Source organism: Bacteroides ovatus (assembly GCF_001314995.1).
Taxonomy (GTDB): domain Bacteria; phylum Bacteroidota; class Bacteroidia; order Bacteroidales; family Bacteroidaceae; genus Bacteroides; species Bacteroides ovatus.
Map to the genome: position 1 here is coordinate 1,599,129 of NZ_CP012938.1, position 17,964 is coordinate 1,617,092.

The following is a 17,964-nucleotide window of genomic DNA, read 5'->3' on the forward strand; positions in this document are numbered from 1 at the left end:
GCGTATCAATTTTTAGGTTTTTCATAAGTAATTGAAAAATTTAAATCTCACGGGTTCGGAAGAGTTGCCTCTCTTCCGAACTTCTTTTTTACAAAGGCTTCATTTCTGTGGTTTATTCATAGGCATTAAATTTTTAGGGTTATTACTCGATTTTTATACTTCCCGCTTCAATTGTACACTGGACATCGTACAGCAACGAGAAGGTTTTCATGACTTGTTCTATATCATCAAATAAGATAAGTTTTCCCATTGTACACTTTTGCGCAACTTCCGGCGTACATGTGATAGATACATTATAGTAGCGACTTAGCCGTTGGATAATATCTTTCATTGTCTCACCCCGGAACTGAAGTACGCCATCTTTCCATGAAATATAATCGTAAGCATTAACTTCGTCGATGCCGGATATCCCATCACTCAACTTAAAACGCTGATTAGGCAAAAGGACAAAATCTTCATTGGAGTTTGCTTTTACATTTACTTTTCCTTCTACCAACACCACGGATTGCAATGCATCATCAGCATAGGCAGACACATTAAACTTTGTTCCCAATACATTAACTGTCAGTTGGGGGGTCTCTACATAAAAAGGCCGGGAAGTATCTTTGGCAACTTCTATATAAATCTCTCCTTCTACTTTTATCCTGCGTTCGCCCGGACCAAAAGAGGAAGGGAAACGTAATTTACTTCCGGAATTAATCCATACTTTCGATCCATCTGCCAATACAATGGATGAATGGCTACCATAAGGAACTATCAGTGTATTTTGTTTTCCGGGTTGAGCCGCTCCCTCTTTGATTATCTCTGTTTCCTTACCATCGGATTGAATAGTAATATTGCTATCATAAGTAATGACGGCATTATTCTCTATCTGAATCGCTTCCGCATCATCTCTTATCAGCATTACTTTCTGATACAGAGTATCTGCTTTCACATTGACAAGCAGATCATCAGCAGTTCCGGACGTCTGAAAAGAATGAATCAACCAGAAAGAAACAATACCTAATATTAGTACACAGGCGGCAGCATAACGGGTAAATAAGATAAAACGATGTCTCTTATCACGACGCTCCATGCTTGTCTCTATACGTGCCCACAATCTTTCTGATTCTTCGGGTAAGCGCTGAACCGGATTCAGCCGGGCAGATAACATGATTTTGCGGGCCTCCTGTAGGGATGCTTGATCTTCGGGATGCTCTTTTTGATAATTAACCCACCATTCTTCCGATTCCTGGGTAGGAGCCAGACACCACAATATGAAGTCTTCATTTTGTAGCCATTGTTTTGTCGATTCGGGTATTCGATCTGAATGCATACTCGTTCTTTTTACGGTTTCACTTTAAAAACACGCAAAGAACAAAAATACCCCCACGAAAATTAAAGAAAATAACCGAAAAGGAAAAAATAAATAATTTGAGGCTGAATTTTACGCATTTGTTCGATAGCCCGATACACTAATTTCTGTGCTGCTTTAGGTTGTATTCCCATCAATTTCCCGATTTCCTCATAGCTAAGTCCTTGGGTATAACGAAGATATACAGCCTCCCGTTGCCGGTCTGTAAGGCTATCCAGCATCTTTTTCAGCTGTTTTTGCATAGCGGCTCTTTCTTTTTCTTCATCTATGAGTTCAAAGCCGTTCACTTCAATAAGGAAACTATAGTTATCAGAACCTTCTTCCAGAAATTCGGTATTCATTTCTTTTTTCTTAATGGTCCGAATCCGGTTCTTCAAACAGTTCAACAGATAGAACTTCATATTCTGACTTTCCCAAAGTTTGTGCTCACGCTCATATAAATGCAAAAAAACATCGTGAATGGCATCTTCTAAAAGTTCTTTACTAATGCCAAAAGCAATGCCGTATGAAAACAAATCGTTCTCATACGTCTCATATAACCACTTATATAAGGATTGCTTATTCTTCACACTATCTTCACAAAAAGTTAGAATCCTATCTTCTAAAGAATATTGAAATGGTAATTATCACCAGCCTGTCTCATCCCATCCGGCAGCGGAGTAGCATTGTATCGACTGACGATAAAAAGGATTTATCTCCTCTTCATACGACTGACGAAATATATAAGTAGAAAGTCCTGCAGAGCCATTCATCGAGAAACTACCGCCATAACTGGAGTAATTATTAGGAGTAGTCTTCCAATAAACCACAGCAGCATCATAAGCAGCTTTCCAAGCCTCATATTCGCTAGTCTCACTACCTAAAGAACGTATTAATCCATCAAAATCATAATAATACTTACTGGACCGACAATCATAACAGAGTATGCCCGATGTGGCTATCGCTTGTCTGCCCTTAATATATTTCGGAATAATCTCACTACTGCTTTTAGCCAGTTGTTCCAACATGGAAGTGTTCACTACAGAAACAGAGACTCCTGCCGTCCAGGGATCACCTAAGCCCCAATTATATGGCAATTTGCCAGTATAAAGATTTTCATCTGCATAAAATTCAAAATATGCCTTTGCTATGTCCGTAGCCGATGCATTATTGGCAAACATAGCCGGAACTACTTTCTGATATGGAGCACCCGGTGCGGGTATCTCTGTCGGAGAGCCTATTATGTAATCCGCATGTTCCTTCAATTCATTGACCACCTCAACAGATTGCATAAAGCATGCATCGAAAAGAAGAAAACTCAAATGAGGCGCATTACGCAGAACATCTTTTAACTCGGAAATATCCATGTAATTTGAACCACCATCCTGTCCCCACCAACGGGTTTTATTCTGCGATTTTGCCAACCATCCTTCTCCATGAGACCACAAAACCAACCCATAACTCTGTGCCGGATATTCAGAAAATGCCGTGTTGATAACCTCCTTCATCTTAGAGACATCTACAGAGTTTCGTCCTTCATACGTAGCGATTACCTCCTGTACGACATTCTTCTTTTTATCCTTCTTCAATCGAATTAGTTTAGGACTTGATCCGGTATCAATGTATACGAGTAGGTTATAAGAGTTATCATCTACAGACTGCATTCCCTCTGTCATTTCCGCCAAATCCTCTGTAGCAAAGCTGCGAAGAGAATTGTCACCTGCTATATAAACAAGAACTGTACGCATCTGGACTCCTCTTTCATCATCGTCATTATGACAAGCGATTACCAGCATAGCCAAACACACAAACAAGGAGAATATTTTTATCTTTTTCATTAGATTTCAAGTTTATTACGAGGCAAAGATAAAAAAATAAGAGATGCAAAGCTGCATCTCTTATTATATTAACAATTTAACTATTGCTTATTATTCTTCCGGTTTCGTAAAGTGGAATTTATCAGAATCAATCCGCGACACCGTCATTCTATTATTTTTCTTGTATTTATTCAGAATCTTCGTTGCTTCTTTTTCTAATTTCTTCTTGTTTTCCGAGAAGTAAATCATACATGTACTATTCTGTTGCAACTGGTTATCCTCCAGATAATTCTTCAACTGATAACTATACAACTCACGGTGAGACAAGAAGCCTTCCTTGCTAACCTTCGCACTATCTAATATCTGAATGTCCGTGAAATAGACTACTGTATCCGTAAATGAGGCAGAAATTCCAAAAGCATAAACCGGTTTAGAGTGGTCTTTTTTCAAGGAAAAAGCAGAGCACATGGTAAACACAAGTGCAATTGCAAATAGTATTTTTACGTATTTCATATCATATAATTTTTAACCTTGCAAAGGTAACAAAAAAGAGGAGATTACCTCTATTTATCTCAAATAAATAGCATTTCTTAGTCATAGACCCATAGCAGGACTGGTTTCTTTTCCGCTTTGAGCAACCCGTCAACTTTCCTCATCACTTCATCGGATATTACAGGACACCCTTGACTGATTCCTAACGGAAGATGCAAAGGATACACCTCTGTTTCCGGCAACGGAGTATAAGAATGCAACACGATATACCGCTTGAAAGCATTATCATTCGTCGCTTCCAATCCATGTAATTTATAATGAATATTGATTCCCCACTTGCTATACGACCGGATACCCACCTTGTATTTCCCCAAAGAAGAGCAATAACTACCTTCCACATTGCTGAATACAGGCTTGGACACAGTGCTATTTTTCCCATATCCATGAGCACAGAGACTGGCATACTTCACGGAATCTCCTTTGAAATCCCATACAAAGAAACGCCTTTTACCAGAATGAATACTGAAATCTACCAGAAAGCAATAATTCGTATTATATCCGTTCTTATCACAATAAGCCTTTCCTGCCTGTGCTTTTTCCCGCAAACGCTGCTCTACTTTAACAGGCACCGAATCAGAAGAGGATGCCGCACATTTTGCATACGCCACCATCCCTGCTCCCAAAACAATAAGAACCAATGATATTAAAACTGACTTTTTCATAAAACTCGCATAGTATAAGATTGAATTATAGAATGGGGCTTATGTAAAAAGTCGCATAAGTACATTCTTCTATATGAAAAGTGCGACTTATGCGACTCAAATTCTTTTTTCTTTCAGAAACTGATATTCCTTACTTATCCCAAGTAAGATTTGAGCAATTTACTACGATTACTTTGTCTAAGTCTTCTAATTGCTTTTTCTTTAATCTGACGAACGCGCTCACGTGTGAGGCCAAATTTATCGCCGATTTCTTCCAATGTCATTTCTTGCTGTCCGATACCGAAAAACATCTGAATGATTTCTTTTTCTCTATCGGTTAACGTAGAAAGAGCTCTATCAATTTCCCTCGCAAGAGACTCATTAACCAGAGAGCGGTCCGCCATTGGCGAATCATCGTTAACCAACACATCCAACAGGCTGTTATCCTCCCCTTCCACAAAAGGCGCATCCACCGAAATATGACGGCCGGATACCTTCAGCGTATCAGAGATTTTATCAACCGGAATTTCCAGTTCGTCTGCCAACTCCTCGGGAGACGGACGCCGCTCGTTTTCCTGTTCAAACTTCGAGAAGGCTTTGCTGATCTTATTCAGCGAACCTACCTGATTCAACGGGAGACGAACAATACGCGACTGCTCTGCCAATGCTTGCAGAATAGACTGGCGAATCCACCATACAGCGTAGCTAATGAACTTAAATCCACGTGTTTCATCAAATTTCTCGGCAGCCTTAATCAGTCCTAAATTGCCTTCATTAATCAAGTCAGGCAAACTCAAACCTTGGTTCTGGTACTGTTTAGCCACAGATACGACGAAACGAAGATTGGCACGTGTCAATTTTTCCAATGCTACACGGTCACCCTTACGAATGCGTTGAGCGAGTTCCACTTCTTCCTCGACAGTAATCAGGTCTTCACGGCCGATTTCCTGCAAATACTTATCAAGAGAAGCGCTCTCTCTGTTAGTGATACTTTTGGTAATCTTTAGTTGTCTCATTCTTTAAAAACAGATTTGGAGTGCAAAGTTACGACAAATAATTTGTTAACATACAAAATTAAGTAACTTTTACACTATATTTTTCATCTAATAAAACAAAAAGAGATGCCGACAAGTTGATTGGCGGCATCCTTTTTCTATTTCATTAGCTTATCCTGCAATCTTCTTACCTTATTTTTATATATTACTCTTGAGTCAGATCGACAGCGAAATATCCGCGTTTACCTGATGGGAACACACCGGTCAGGAATAATACCTGGTTCGGAGACTTAACAGCAGCTTTCATTACTTCTTCCAGATCGCTGACTTTGCGCATCGGCTGGTCATTAGCTTTCAGGATAATGAAGCCTTTACGAACTCCTGCATCTGACATCTTACCGGAAGAAACTCCTGTCACTTGCAGACCGTAACCTAGATTCAATTGCTTCTTCAAGTCATCCGGCAACTCTTTGAAAGCAGCTCCCAGGATTTCCATGCCTGCATCCTTCACGATCTTGGTAGTACCTTGCTCGTTCTTCAACGTTACTTCAACGGTCTTTTCCTTCTTATCGCGCATCAGTTTTACTTTCACCTTATCACCCGGACGATGTTTAGCAAGTGCTTCCTGCAAGTCAGCCATATTGGATACTTTCTTATTATCCACACCGATAATTACGTCATCGACTTTGATATCAGCTCCGGCAGCAGAACCATTCTCTACGATTTCAGAAACCCATACTCCTTCTACAACACCCAGTTCTTTAGCTTTATCTGCCAATGTCTTACCGGATTTGTCAATCGGTTGACGGTCGTCCATCAAACTGCTACCGATAGAGCCACCACGAATACCGAGCAATGCACGTTGTACTGTTCCATATTGTTTCAAGTCGGCAATTACTTTCGTCATAATGCTGGTCGGGATAGCAAAACCGTATCCTGCATAAGCACCTGTCGGAGAAGAAAGCACTGAATTGATACCAACCAATTCACCTTTGGCATTTACCAGTGCACCACCACTGTTACCCTGGTTGATGGCAGCATCCGTCTGGATGAATGATTCTATACCACCATTATATACTCCCAGAGAACGGGCTTTTGCACTTACGATGCCGGCAGTTACAGTAGAGTTCAAATTGAACGGGTTACCTACTGCCAATACCCACTCTCCTACTTTCAACGCTTCGGAATCTCCCACCGGAATAGTCGGGAAATCATCACCCTCAATTTTCACCAGCGCAAGGTCGGTGCTAGGGTCAGTACCAATCACGCGTCCCTTAAACTCACGGTTATCATTCAGTTTCACACTGATTTCATCCGCACCTTCAATCACATGATTATTCGTTACGATATATCCATCCTTCGAGATGATTACTCCCGAACCAAAACCTACACGAGGTTGAGACTGTACCTGACGTTGCTGTCCGCGTCCATCACCAAAAAAGAAATCGAAAATGTCCGGCGCTTGCTGAACAGTTCTTGTTTTAGCTTCTTGAGTAGACCTTATATGTACGACAGCATGAAGTGAATTCTCGGCAGCCTGTGTCAAATCAACAGGTTGAGCGTTCACAGCGTCAAAAGCAGCCAATTTGACATTGGGATTCTGCTTGAACATCTCATTAAAAGATGTTTCTTTTGCAGATTCGTTAGATTGCAACAATTTGTAAGTTGTCAATCCTGCAACTCCTGAGCTAAGAAGAATGATTGCTCCTACTCCCAGAATGTTCTTTGTTGTCTGTTTCATGATTTATAATTCTTTAAATTGTTAATATTCGACATTGTTTTAACTTTTACGACGTTAAAATAATAACAAATATCGTTCACTTATTCTACTTGTCACTCTTTTTTGTCCACTTTTAACAGAGAATATTTAGAGCTTAACAGCGGTTAACGACAACACCTGACAAATTTACATTCGTTGTATGTCAGATGGCTTTAACACTCTGACATTCATTCAGTAAAGTCAGATTTTCATGACACCGATTCCAGGTAAGTCATTCAGAGTGATCTTTCCTTTCACCACTTCCACCCCTTTAAAGCGATCATTAGAGATAAGCAGGTTGCCATCCAGGTCGGCAAAATCCACTAATGGCGAGAACTGTGAAGCTGCAGAAATAGCACAGGAAGTCTCTGTCATACAGCCCACCATGACACGCATGCCGAGTGCATGAGCCAATGTCACCATCTTCCATGCTTCACGCATACCGGTACACTTCATCAGCTTTATATTGATTCCCGTGAAAGCGCCTTTTAAAGCGGCTACATCTCCCAGACGCTGCAAGGATTCATCCGCAAATATCGGTAGCGGGCTCTGTTGCGTTATCCAGGCAATATCCTCTAGCTTCTCCTTAGGCATGGGCTGTTCTATCATCACAACGCCTTTTTCTTTCAGCCAATGAATCATATCGAGCGCGTATTGGCGGTCTGCCCATCCTTGATTGGCATCTATCGCTATCGGAAGGTCTGTTACCGAACGAATGGTTTCAATCATCTCCTTATCATTGTCCCGTCCCAGTTTCACCTTTAATATATTAAACTGATCGGCACACTCTTTTGTTTTCGCCCGCACTACATCCGGCGCATCGATGCCTATCGTAAAGGTAGTGGAAGGTGTCTTTTCTTTGTTCAATCCCCATATCTTATACCAGGGAGCGCCTAATAGTTTCCCTACCAGATCATGAAGGGCGATATCTACCGCAGCTTTCGCTGCCGTATCCTTTGGCGAGAGGCTGTCAACGTATGACAAAATGTCATCTAGCTGAAAAGGATCACTAAACTGTTCCAGATTCACTTTCCCAAGGAAATTCATCACAGACTCTACTGTTTCTCCCAAATAAGGAGGCATAGAGGCTTCTCCATATCCCGTCACGCCTTCATATTCTATTTCTACCTGCACATCGGGAGTTGTTGTACGCGAATAAGTGGCAACTGTAAACACGTGCCTCAACTTCAATTCATAAGGGAAAAAAGTCATTTTCATCTTCCCTCCCAAACCGAGCTTATTTATATGAATGGTAGAAAGCAACGATTCTCCGGCTAGTGCCTGACGGGCTACTAACCCCGAACCGAAAGCAGCCAAAGCTGCCGTTTTCAAAAAATCTCTCCTGTTCTGCATTCTTTTATTGATAAAAGGGGTTCTTATTTGTGGTATTCATTCCTTTCTCCTTATTTATATAAGGTAAAAAACGGACAGCAAAAAGTAAACGCTTCGTGTTGAATTCATCATAGTTTTGATCCGCAGGATTCATGCTGCTGACGTGCACATCTCCCAATGCGTGGATAAACTGCTTGTTTCCGAGGTAAATGCCGACGTGAGAAATACCTTCTTTACGTTCCGCAGTCGCTTTCCGGCCGAAAAACACCAGATCTCCCCGTTTGACATTAGAGAAGTCAGGAGCAATATCGATATGTTCGCCCACATAGGCCTGTTGAGAGGCATCTCTCGGGATAATAATGTCATGCATAAAAAGTACGGTCCGTACCAGTCCGCTACAATCCACTCCCTTGGAAGAGGTTCCTGCCCATAGATAAGGAATTCCCATCATCGAGTAAGCTGTTTCAATAATACTTTCAACATCTTGTTTCAGTGAAGCTCGCCATCCCGCTTCCGGTTGGGAAATGGATTTCGAAAGATATGCTTTCCGTCCGTCGGGATAAGACACTTGATAGAAATGTCCTTTGCTCCCCTCCCACTTCAAACGATTGCCCGCAACAACATCGGATACGGGTTGGGAACTCTCATCCGGTTTTTCATACGCAAATCCGTAGTGCGAGGTAACCACTATCTTTTCTGCCCGGTTCCATTCATCATACCGTTCTTTCGACATGGGGGTAATCACCATCCGGTGCACCCATCCGGTATAATCATCCGGTGTTTGTATCTCGTACCAGCCGTTATACTGAAGCACCTTGACCGGCATTCCCAACAATGCCTGCGTGCTCATGCCGGAAGTAAATTTGCCTTCCTCGCGCAAATTGCAAACTGAAATATGTACTACCCCATAAGCCGAATCGGCAGGCATGGGACGTATTTCCTGTGCTTTCAGGCTAGCTGCCATCGTCGCCAGGAAACAATAGAAAAGGAGGATATTCTTCTTCATTAAAATCTATTTTAATGATAGCAAAGTTAGAAATTATTTCTATTTGTGATACTTTCTTTGGCTAAAACAAAATAAATGACGTATTTTTGCAGTCTAAAGCAGTTGGCCGGTCTGTCGCGTGCATGTTTCGTGCAGGAGGAAAGTCCGGGCAACATAGAGCATCCTACTTCCTAACAGAAAGCTGTCCGCGAGGGTAGAGTAACGTAGAAGAAAATAACCGCCGCTCCTTTCGGGGAGAGGTAAGGGTGAGAAGGTGGGGTAAGAGCCCACCAGTCGCATGGCGACATGCGGGCTGTACGTCTTAGGAGTTGTAAGGTCATGTAAACCGGCGTTATGAGAGTTGCTCGCTCCATGTCGGAGGGTAGACCGCTAAAGTGTCGTGGTGACACGCCACTCAGATAAATGACAGGCACCTGATATAATTAAAGATTAATAATCGGAAATTATATGGGTACAGAACTCGGCTTATAGGCTGACTGCTTTTTCTTTTAATTATCCATTTAATTACAAATGACTAATGGATGAGGATCGACTGTTCGAGCAAGTCTGTTGTAATCAGTAATTAGTTGCTTGCAATTAGTAATTAGCGAAGAACTATGAAGAAGAAAATCACCGATATATGGAAGTTTCTTACGTATGACATCTGGCGCATTACGGAAGACGAAGTGACCCGAACCAAGTTCTCACTCTACAATATTATAAAGACCGTCTATCTTTGTATCAATCGGTTTACCAAAGACCGGATGGCCAATAAAGCTTCTGCACTTACTTATAGCACATTGCTTGCCATTGTACCGATACTTGCCATCCTGTTTGCCGTAGCGCGTGGTTTCGGGTTCGACAACCTGATGGAACATCAGTTCCGCAACGGTTTTGGAGGAAATACAGAAACAACGGAGGCCATTCTCTCATTTGTCAATTCCTATCTTTCACAGACCAAAGGAGGTATTTTCATTGGAGTTGGTTTGGTAATGTTGTTATGGACGGTTATCAATCTGGTCAGTAATATTGAAATCACCTTCAACCGTATCTGGGAAGTGAAAAAAGCACGATCCATGTATCGCAAGATTACGGACTATTTCTCCATGTTCCTGCTGATGCCGATTCTGATCGTGGTATCCGGAGGACTTTCTCTGTTTATGAGCACCATTCTCAAGCAGATGGATGATTTCGTCCTGCTCGCTCCTGTTATGAAATTCATGATACGGCTTATTCCTTTTGTCCTGACATGGCTGATGTTCACCGGGCTGTACATCTTCATGCCGAACACGAAAGTGAAATTCAAACACGCTCTCATTGCAGGTATTCTGGCAGGGTCTGCTTATCAGGCTTTTCAGTTCCTGTACATCAACAGCCAGTTGTGGGTGTCAAAGTACAATGCCATTTATGGTAGTTTTGCCGCACTTCCCTTATTTCTGCTTTGGTTGCAGATATCCTGGACAATCTGTTTGTTTGGAGCCGAACTGACGTATGCCGGACAGAATATCCGCAGCTTTAGCTTTGACCAGGACACCCGGAACATCAGCAGACGATACCGGGATTTTATATCCATCCTGATTATGTCACTCATAGCCAAACGATTCGAAAAGAACGAACCGCCCTATACGGCTGCAGAAATATCGGAGGAGCATCAGATCCCCATCCGACTGACAAATCAGGTACTTTATCAGTTACAGGAAATAGAATTGATTCACGAGGTTGTTACCGACGAAAAAAGCGAAGAAATCGGTTACCAGCCTTCAATGGATATCAATCAACTGAATGTGGCTGTCCTGCTGGACCGTTTGGACACATACGGCTCCGAGAATTTCAAAATAGACAAAGACGAAGAATTCAACGACGAATGGAAGGTGCTGACCGAATCCAGAGAAGAATACTATAAAAAAGCAAGTAAAGTATTACTGAAGGATTTGTAGGAAAGTCAAACCTTAAATCGCGAAAATGAACTTAACACAATATTAGAAAAAATGAAAAAGCTACTGCTAAGTGCATTTGTCATCTGTCTAGCAGGGACAAGCATTGCACAAGAATCTCCTTTATGGATGCGCCACTGCGCTCTTTCTCCAGACGGAACCACCATTGCATTTACCTACAAAGGAGACATCTACACGGTACCGTCAACCGGCGGACGTGCCACACAAATCACCACCAATCCGGCTTTTGATACGGAACCGGTATGGAGTCCCGACAGTAAACAAATTGCCTTTGCATCGGATCGCATGGGAAGTCTCGACGTTTTCGTCGTATCCAGTGAAGGAGGAACACCCCAGCGACTGACCACTCATTCAGGCAGTGAGAAACCCGTTGCCTACAAAGACAACAAACACATTTTATTCACAGCCAACATTGTTCCCTCTGCCGAAGATGCCGGGTTTCCTTCCGGCCAGTTCCAGCAAGTGTACGAGGTAGCCGTGACGGGAGGACGCCCCGCTATGTTCTCATCCATGCCAATGGAATGCATCTCTATTAATAAGGAGGGAGTGATGCTCTATCAGGACAAGAAAGGATACGAAGACTATTGGCGCAAGCATCAGGTATCCCCTATTGCCCGTGACATCTGGACATACACTCCCGGGAAAAAACCTGTTTATCAAAAACAAACTACTTTCGGAGGTGAAGACCGCGAACCGGTATGGAGTCCTGATGGTAAATCATTCTATTATCTAAGTGAAGAGAAAGGTTCCTTCAATATATTCCAACGTACTCCCGGAACCACCACTTCCCAACAAATCACTTTCCATACAAAGCATCCCGTACGTTTTCTAAGCATTTCAACCACCGGCACACTCTGTTATGGTTATGACGGCGAGATTTATACACTTACTCCGGGCAAACAACCCCAAAAGGTAAATATAAGTATCCTGGCAGACAAGAATGACAAAGATATTATCCGCCAAATCAAATCCAACGGGGCTACCGACATCGCTGTATCTCCCAAAGGAAAAGAAGTCGCATTCATTATGCGCGGTGATGTTTACGTAACCTCTATTGACTACAAAACAACCAAACAAATCACCAACACACCCGATCAGGAACGTAACATCAGTTTCGCTCCCGACGGACGCACACTCGTCTATTCTTCAGAACGCGATGGATTGTGGCAGCTTTACACTTCCACCATCGTACGCAAAGAGGAGAAACAATTCACCTATGCCACAGAATTGAAAGAAGAACGTTTGACAAACTCCAAAGTCGCTTCTTTCCAACCACAATTCAGTCCTGACGGTAAAGAGGTTGCTTTCCTCGAGAACCGTACCGCTATCCGTGTCATCAATCTAAAAAGCAAGGCTGTGCGCACAGTGATGGATGCCAAATATCAATATTCTTATGCCGACGGTGACCAATGGTTCCAATGGAGCCCCGACAGCCAATGGATTCTATCAGACTTCATTGGCATAGGAGGCTGGAATAATAAAGACGTCGTTTTGCTGAAAGCCGACGGAAAAGGCGAAATGGTCAATCTTACCGAAAGCGGATACAGCGACAGCAATGCCAAATGGGTGTTGGGTGGAAAAGCAATGATATGGAACAGTGACCGTGCCGGATACCGTAGCCATGGTAGCTGGGGAAGTGAAGACGACACCTATATTATGTTTTTCGACGTCGATGCCTACAACCGCTTCCTGATGAGCAAAGAAGATATTGCCTTACTTGAAGAAGCGGAAAAGGCAGAGAAAGCAGAAAAAGAAAAAGCCAAGAAAGAAAAGGCAGAGAAGAAAGAAGACACTAAAGACAGTAAGAAGAAAACGAACCAGAATGAGAATGCGAAAAAAGACAGTACGGAAGTGAACCCTCTTACATTCGATTTGGAGAATCGTTTTGACCGCATCGTTCGTCTAACTGTAAATTCTTCCCGCCTGGGTGACGCTGTTATGAGTCCGAAGGGTGATATTCTTTATTACCTGGCAGCTTTTGAAGGAGACTATGACCTTTGGGAGCATAAACTGAAAGAAAATACGACTAAAATATTATTGAAAGGAGTTGGCGGCGGCTCACTCATACCGGATAAAGAAGGAAAGAATATCTTTATGTGCACAGGTGGCCGATTGAAGAAAATAGAGATTGCCGGTAGCAAAATTACACCGATAGAATTTGAAGCATTCTTCGATTACCGTCCTTATGATGAACGCGCATACATCTTCGACCACGTTTGCCAGCAAGTAAATGACAAATTCTATATTGCCGACTTGCATGGAGTGGACTGGAAAGGATATAAAAAAGCATACGAACGCTTCTTGCCCCACATCAGCAACAATTATGACTTCACGGAAATGTTGAGTGAATTGCTTGGCGAATTGAATGGTTCCCATACCGGAGCCCGGTTTGCAGCAGGAGGCAGCGCAATGCCTACCGCTACTCTGGGAGTCTTTTACGATGAGTCATACGACGGTGCCGGGTTAAAGATCAAGGAAATCATGAAGCAAAGTCCTTTCACCCAGAAAAAGACAGAAGTGAAGGCAGGTTGCATCATTGAAAAAGTAGACGGCACAGCGATTGAAGCCGGTGCTGATTACTTCCCGTTATTTGAAGGCAAAGTCGGACGCAAAGTAGTACTTACCGTATACGATCCTTCTACTAAAAAACGTTTTGAAGAAGCAGTAAAAGCAATCAGCTATGGAACCCAAAGCGACCTGCTTTACAAACGTTGGGTAGAGCGCTGCGCCAAGAAAGTGGAAGAGCTTTCCGGCGGACGCATTGCTTATGTACATATTAAAGGTATGGACAGCCCCAGCTTCCGCAAGATCTATTCCGAACTACTCGGCCGTTATCGTAATAAAGAAGCCGTAGTGGTAGATACCCGCCATAATGGTGGCGGATGGCTGCACGATGATGTAGTCACCTTACTTAGTGGAAAGGAATATCAACGTTTCGTGCCACGCGGACAATATATCGGCAGCGATCCATTCAACAAATGGCTGAAAGCCTCATGCATGCTAACTTGCGAAGACAATTACAGCAATGCTCATGGCACTCCTTACGTATATAAGACTCTAGGTATTGGTAAACTGGTAGGCGCCCCGGTGGCAGGCACAATGACCGCTGTGTGGTGGGAACGCCAGATAGATCCGTCTATTGTATTCGGTATCCCACAGGTGGGTTGTATGGATATGCAAGGCAACTATCTCGAAAATCAGACCTTGCAACCTGATATTCTAGTTTATAACGAACCGGCAGCCAGCCTGAAAGGAGAAGATGCACAACTGAAAGCAGCAGTAGACTACCTATTGAAAGATTTGTCAAAAAAGAAATAAATATAGCATTATTGATGCCGCCGGAAAAGCGGCATCAATAACGCGCTAACTATCAACACCTTAAAAAGCCATTTATTGGTTTTAAAGAAACAGGTCGTTCCTTTAAAAGGAAAGCATCGTTGGTTTAAAAGGAACGTCCCCTTCCTTTAAAACCAATGATGCTTTCTGTTATATGCTTATCCTAAAGGGCTAAGAATATAATTATTTTTCAATCAATAACGATTGTATGAAATCACCTTTTCTTTCGGCTTCCTTATCTTCTTACGTTTTTCCTTTGCCGGATAGCCAATGACAATATCCAGCAATAAACGTTTCGAAGCAGGAATACCGGCAAGCTGTTTCAGCTCTTTTTCATCGAACCAACCCAGAATACAAGAACCCAAACCTTCGGCTTCAGCTGCCAGAGAAATATGAGCAGCCGCTATTCCAATGTCGATCAACGGAAAATGCTTGCCTTTTACCTTTCCGCCAAGCAGGGAGGTTATATTAGCAGATTCTTCTACAACCAGAATATGCACGGGAGCATCTTTGGCAAACTTATTCATTCCCAAGCCAGCAGCAGCTTTCCCGGCTTTTTGAGCCAGTTCCTTGTCTGTGATGACCACAAACCTCCAAGGTTGTGCGTTGCAGGCTGAAGGCGCCAAACGTGCAGCTTCAAGTACCCGTTCCAACTTTTCCGGCTCCACCGGACGTTCTTTATCATACGAACGGTCACTTTGACGAGCCTGCACCAATTGAAGAAAATCAGTATATGCCATTTCCAATCCTCCAGTCACTTATTTATATTTTCTTATTTATATTGAATCATCCGGCTGATATACTTGCCGATAATATCGAATTCGATATTTACCACACTGCCAATCTCAAACGTATGGAAGTTCGTATGCTCGTATGTATAAGGAATGATAGCCACCTGGAAAGTATCATCCGTCGGATTACATACCGTCAGGCTAACACCGTTCACAGTCACCGAACCTTTATCCACGGTGATATATCCGCGTTTCGCCATCTCCTTGTCAAACGCATATCGGAATGTAAAATACCAGCTGCCTTCCGCATCCTTAATATCGATACAAGTAGCAGTCTGATCCACATGTCCCTGAACGATATGTCCGTCCAACCGACCGTTCATCATCATGCTACGTTCAACGTTCACCTTATCCCCCACTTTCAACAAACCGAGGTTAGAACGCTCCAACGTTTCTTTCATGGCAGTCACCGTATACGTATCATCCGTCAGAGTCACTACCGTCAGGCATACACCATTGTGAGAAATACTCTGGTCGATTTTCAACTCATTCACAAACGAACACTTAAATGTAAAGTGTATATTCTCCTGGTCTTTCACCAGTGCTACCAAAATAGCATATTCTTCTACGATTCCAGAAAACATAATTCTATTTACTATTTACGATTTTACAATTGAAAGTACTCTCTTAATGCAAGGGTCAAAGATACGAATAAGGAAGCAGCTTAGAAAATAAGAGCAAAAAAAAATGGGGCTTTTCACAAAGCTCCATTTTTCAGTTTTCAATAGGTATTAGTTTTTTTTTAAGGTAAAAAGATTGTTTTCAGGATAACGGTGCAAATATAGGCGGTTTTACCGATACTATCCAAATTATAAAACATGTCATATAACATCTTTTTGAAAATTCTTTGGATTTATTATCATTTGAAGCAAAATCTCCTGTAACTTGTCCGTTACAGGAGACAAATATAAGATAATTTTTTAAGGAGCCCTAATTTCTGTTTAAAAATCGGCAGAAAATTACTTTTCCGGGTAGTTTTCGTCCGTTTTGCCACGATGTTTTAACACTTTGGCGTCAATGAAGAAAACAATTTCTTCGGCAATGTTGGTAATATGATCTCCCGAACGTTCCAGTTTACGGAACACGCTGACTAAATCTACGCAAGTATGTACAGCTTCCGGATGTTCGATAATATAGTCTGAAAGAATCCCTGTTGCATCCGCATTGATTTCATCTAGCAAATTATCCTTAGCAAACACTCCTGCCGCCAAATCATTACTCTCTTCATTCAAGGCACGTTTTGCCAGTTCCAGCATCGACAACACCTCTGCCTGCATCTCTGCCAGGCGAAGACGAGACAACAGCTCCGCATCCAATACCGGTTCTTTGCAACGAAGTACAAAACGGGCGATCCCTTCCGCAAAGTCACCCAAACGTTCCAGATTTGTGTTAATCTTCAACATAGCCAACACAAAACGAAGATCAATCGCCACCGGATTATACAATGCGATAATATCTTCCACATCACTATCTATCTTCAATTCAAAAGCATTCACCCTGCGCTCGCGAACCATCACCTGTTGAGCCAGCTCCTTGTCAAGGGTCAACACAGCCTCTCCGGCACGGTCAAGCTGGTTGTACACCAAGGTCCACATTTCATCAATTTCCTTCTTCAATAGGATGAGTTCCGATTCTATAAACTTTACCATAGTCTATTATATATAAATGATTAATATTCTATCAATTGGGTTCCAGATACCCGGATTACCCAAAACGTCCCGTTATGTAATTCTGGGTAGCCTCTTTCTCCGGATTGGTGAATATCTTTTTCGTCTGATCGAACTCCACCATTTCTCCCATATAGAAAAACGCCGTCTTATCACTGACACGGGCCGCCTGCTGCATATTATGCGTAACGATTACAATCGTATAATCCTTCTTCAGTTCATGAATCAACTCCTCCACTTTCGCCGTAGAAATAGGATCGAGCGCAGACGCAGGTTCATCCATCAGCAATACCGAAGGAGAGACAGCCATCGCACGGGCGATACAAAGACGCTGCTGCTGTCCGCCGGACAGTGCATAAGCCGATTCCTTCAACTTATCTTTCACCTCATCCCAAAGAGCCGCTCCTTTCAATGTTTCCTCCACACGCTGGCGAATGAAAGCATTATCTTTTATTCCGTTCACACGAAGTCCGTAAGCCACATTCTCGAATATGCTTTTCGGGAAAGGATTGGGACGCTGGAACACCATTCCCACATTCTTGCGGAGTTCGTCCACTTCCACGCCTTTCGCATAGATATTATGTCCGTCGATACGGATTTCTCCCTCCAGACGGGTAGCAGGAATCAAATCATTCATCCGGTTGAAAAGCCGGAGGAAAGTAGATTTGCCACAACCGGACGGTCCGATAAAAGCAACAACCGATTTTTCCTCAATCTGCATGCTGATGCCCTTCAATGCATGAAAGTCCCCATACCAGAAGTTCACATCACGCGCATCTATTTTCACTGTATCCATATACT

The 17,964-nt window shown here is 42.6% G+C and carries 15 protein-coding genes and 1 other RNA gene; 3 read left to right on the plus strand and 13 right to left on the minus strand.

Annotated elements, in window-relative coordinates; genetic code table 11:
- Nucleotides 1-142: 142 nt before the first annotated feature.
- The 9 genes from Bovatus_RS06480 to Bovatus_RS06520 all read right to left on the minus strand — a co-directional run bounded on the left by Bovatus_RS06480 (nucleotide 143) and on the right by Bovatus_RS06520 (nucleotide 9,435).
- Nucleotides 143-1,315 (minus strand): FecR family protein, encoded by a 1,173-nt coding sequence (locus Bovatus_RS06480; RefSeq protein ID WP_004296672.1) that lies wholly within the window; start codon nucleotides 1,313-1,315, stop codon nucleotides 143-145.
- 62 nt (nucleotides 1,316-1,377) lie between these two features.
- Nucleotides 1,378-1,923: an RNA polymerase sigma factor gene (locus tag Bovatus_RS06485; RefSeq protein WP_004296671.1), complete on the minus strand. Its 546-nt coding sequence runs from the start codon at nucleotides 1,921-1,923 to the stop codon at nucleotides 1,378-1,380.
- 57 nt (nucleotides 1,924-1,980) lie between these two features.
- A complete protein-coding gene (locus tag Bovatus_RS06490) occupies nucleotides 1,981-3,171 on the minus strand; it encodes a clostripain-related cysteine peptidase (RefSeq protein ID WP_004296670.1) in 1,191 nt (396 codons plus the stop codon).
- A gap of 90 nt (nucleotides 3,172-3,261) precedes the next feature.
- A complete protein-coding gene (locus Bovatus_RS06495; protein ID WP_004296669.1) occupies nucleotides 3,262-3,663 on the minus strand; it encodes a hypothetical protein in 402 nt (133 codons plus the stop codon).
- Between the two features lie 77 nt (nucleotides 3,664-3,740).
- Nucleotides 3,741-4,364, minus strand: coding sequence for a murein L,D-transpeptidase catalytic domain-containing protein (locus tag Bovatus_RS06500; RefSeq protein ID WP_004296668.1), 624 nt, complete (start codon nucleotides 4,362-4,364; stop codon nucleotides 3,741-3,743).
- A 134-nt stretch (nucleotides 4,365-4,498) separates the two neighbouring features.
- On the minus strand, nucleotides 4,499-5,359 hold the full coding sequence (locus Bovatus_RS06505) for a sigma-70 family RNA polymerase sigma factor (protein ID WP_002561589.1): 861 nt from the start codon (nucleotides 5,357-5,359) through the stop codon (nucleotides 4,499-4,501).
- Nucleotides 5,360-5,543: 184 nt separating this feature from the next.
- A complete protein-coding gene (locus tag Bovatus_RS06510; protein WP_004296667.1) occupies nucleotides 5,544-7,079 on the minus strand; it encodes a trypsin-like peptidase domain-containing protein in 1,536 nt (511 codons plus the stop codon).
- A gap of 219 nt (nucleotides 7,080-7,298) precedes the next feature.
- Nucleotides 7,299-8,450 carry a dipeptide epimerase gene (locus tag Bovatus_RS06515; RefSeq protein ID WP_004296666.1) on the minus strand — a complete coding sequence of 384 codons (1,152 nt, stop codon included), beginning with the start codon at nucleotides 8,448-8,450 and terminating at the stop codon, nucleotides 7,299-7,301.
- 4 nt (nucleotides 8,451-8,454) lie between these two features.
- Nucleotides 8,455-9,435: a C40 family peptidase gene (locus Bovatus_RS06520; protein WP_004296665.1), complete on the minus strand. Its 981-nt coding sequence runs from the start codon at nucleotides 9,433-9,435 to the stop codon at nucleotides 8,455-8,457.
- A gap of 98 nt (nucleotides 9,436-9,533) precedes the next feature.
- On the opposite strand from Bovatus_RS06520, the gene rnpB reads away from it, so the two are divergent.
- The 3 genes from rnpB (at nucleotide 9,534) to Bovatus_RS06535 (ending at nucleotide 14,687) form a co-directional block, all read left to right on the plus strand.
- An RNA gene (rnpB, locus tag Bovatus_RS06525) (RNase P RNA component class A) lies at nucleotides 9,534-9,919 on the plus strand.
- Nucleotides 9,920-10,031: 112 nt separating this feature from the next.
- Nucleotides 10,032-11,351, plus strand: coding sequence for a YihY/virulence factor BrkB family protein (locus Bovatus_RS06530; protein ID WP_004296663.1), 1,320 nt, complete (start codon nucleotides 10,032-10,034; stop codon nucleotides 11,349-11,351).
- A 51-nt stretch (nucleotides 11,352-11,402) separates the two neighbouring features.
- On the plus strand, nucleotides 11,403-14,687 hold the full coding sequence (locus tag Bovatus_RS06535; protein ID WP_004296662.1) for a S41 family peptidase: 3,285 nt from the start codon (nucleotides 11,403-11,405) through the stop codon (nucleotides 14,685-14,687).
- Nucleotides 14,688-14,899: 212 nt separating this feature from the next.
- Here Bovatus_RS06535 and Bovatus_RS06540 read toward each other — a convergent pair whose 3' ends face one another.
- The 4 genes from Bovatus_RS06540 to pstB all read right to left on the minus strand — a co-directional run bounded on the left by Bovatus_RS06540 (nucleotide 14,900) and on the right by pstB (nucleotide 17,959).
- Complete coding sequence (locus Bovatus_RS06540; RefSeq protein ID WP_008777194.1) at nucleotides 14,900-15,445, minus strand: nitroreductase family protein; 546 nt, start codon at nucleotides 15,443-15,445, stop codon at nucleotides 14,900-14,902.
- A gap of 32 nt (nucleotides 15,446-15,477) precedes the next feature.
- Nucleotides 15,478-16,080, minus strand: a complete 603-nt coding sequence (locus tag Bovatus_RS06545) for a riboflavin synthase (protein WP_004296660.1) — start codon at nucleotides 16,078-16,080, stop codon at nucleotides 15,478-15,480.
- A 375-nt stretch (nucleotides 16,081-16,455) separates the two neighbouring features.
- Nucleotides 16,456-17,145 (minus strand): phosphate signaling complex protein PhoU, encoded by a 690-nt coding sequence (gene phoU / locus Bovatus_RS06550; protein ID WP_004296659.1) that lies wholly within the window; start codon nucleotides 17,143-17,145, stop codon nucleotides 16,456-16,458.
- Between the two features lie 55 nt (nucleotides 17,146-17,200).
- Nucleotides 17,201-17,959: a phosphate ABC transporter ATP-binding protein PstB gene (gene pstB / locus Bovatus_RS06555; protein ID WP_004296658.1), complete on the minus strand. Its 759-nt coding sequence runs from the start codon at nucleotides 17,957-17,959 to the stop codon at nucleotides 17,201-17,203.
- Between the last annotated feature and the right edge of the window lie 5 nt (nucleotides 17,960-17,964).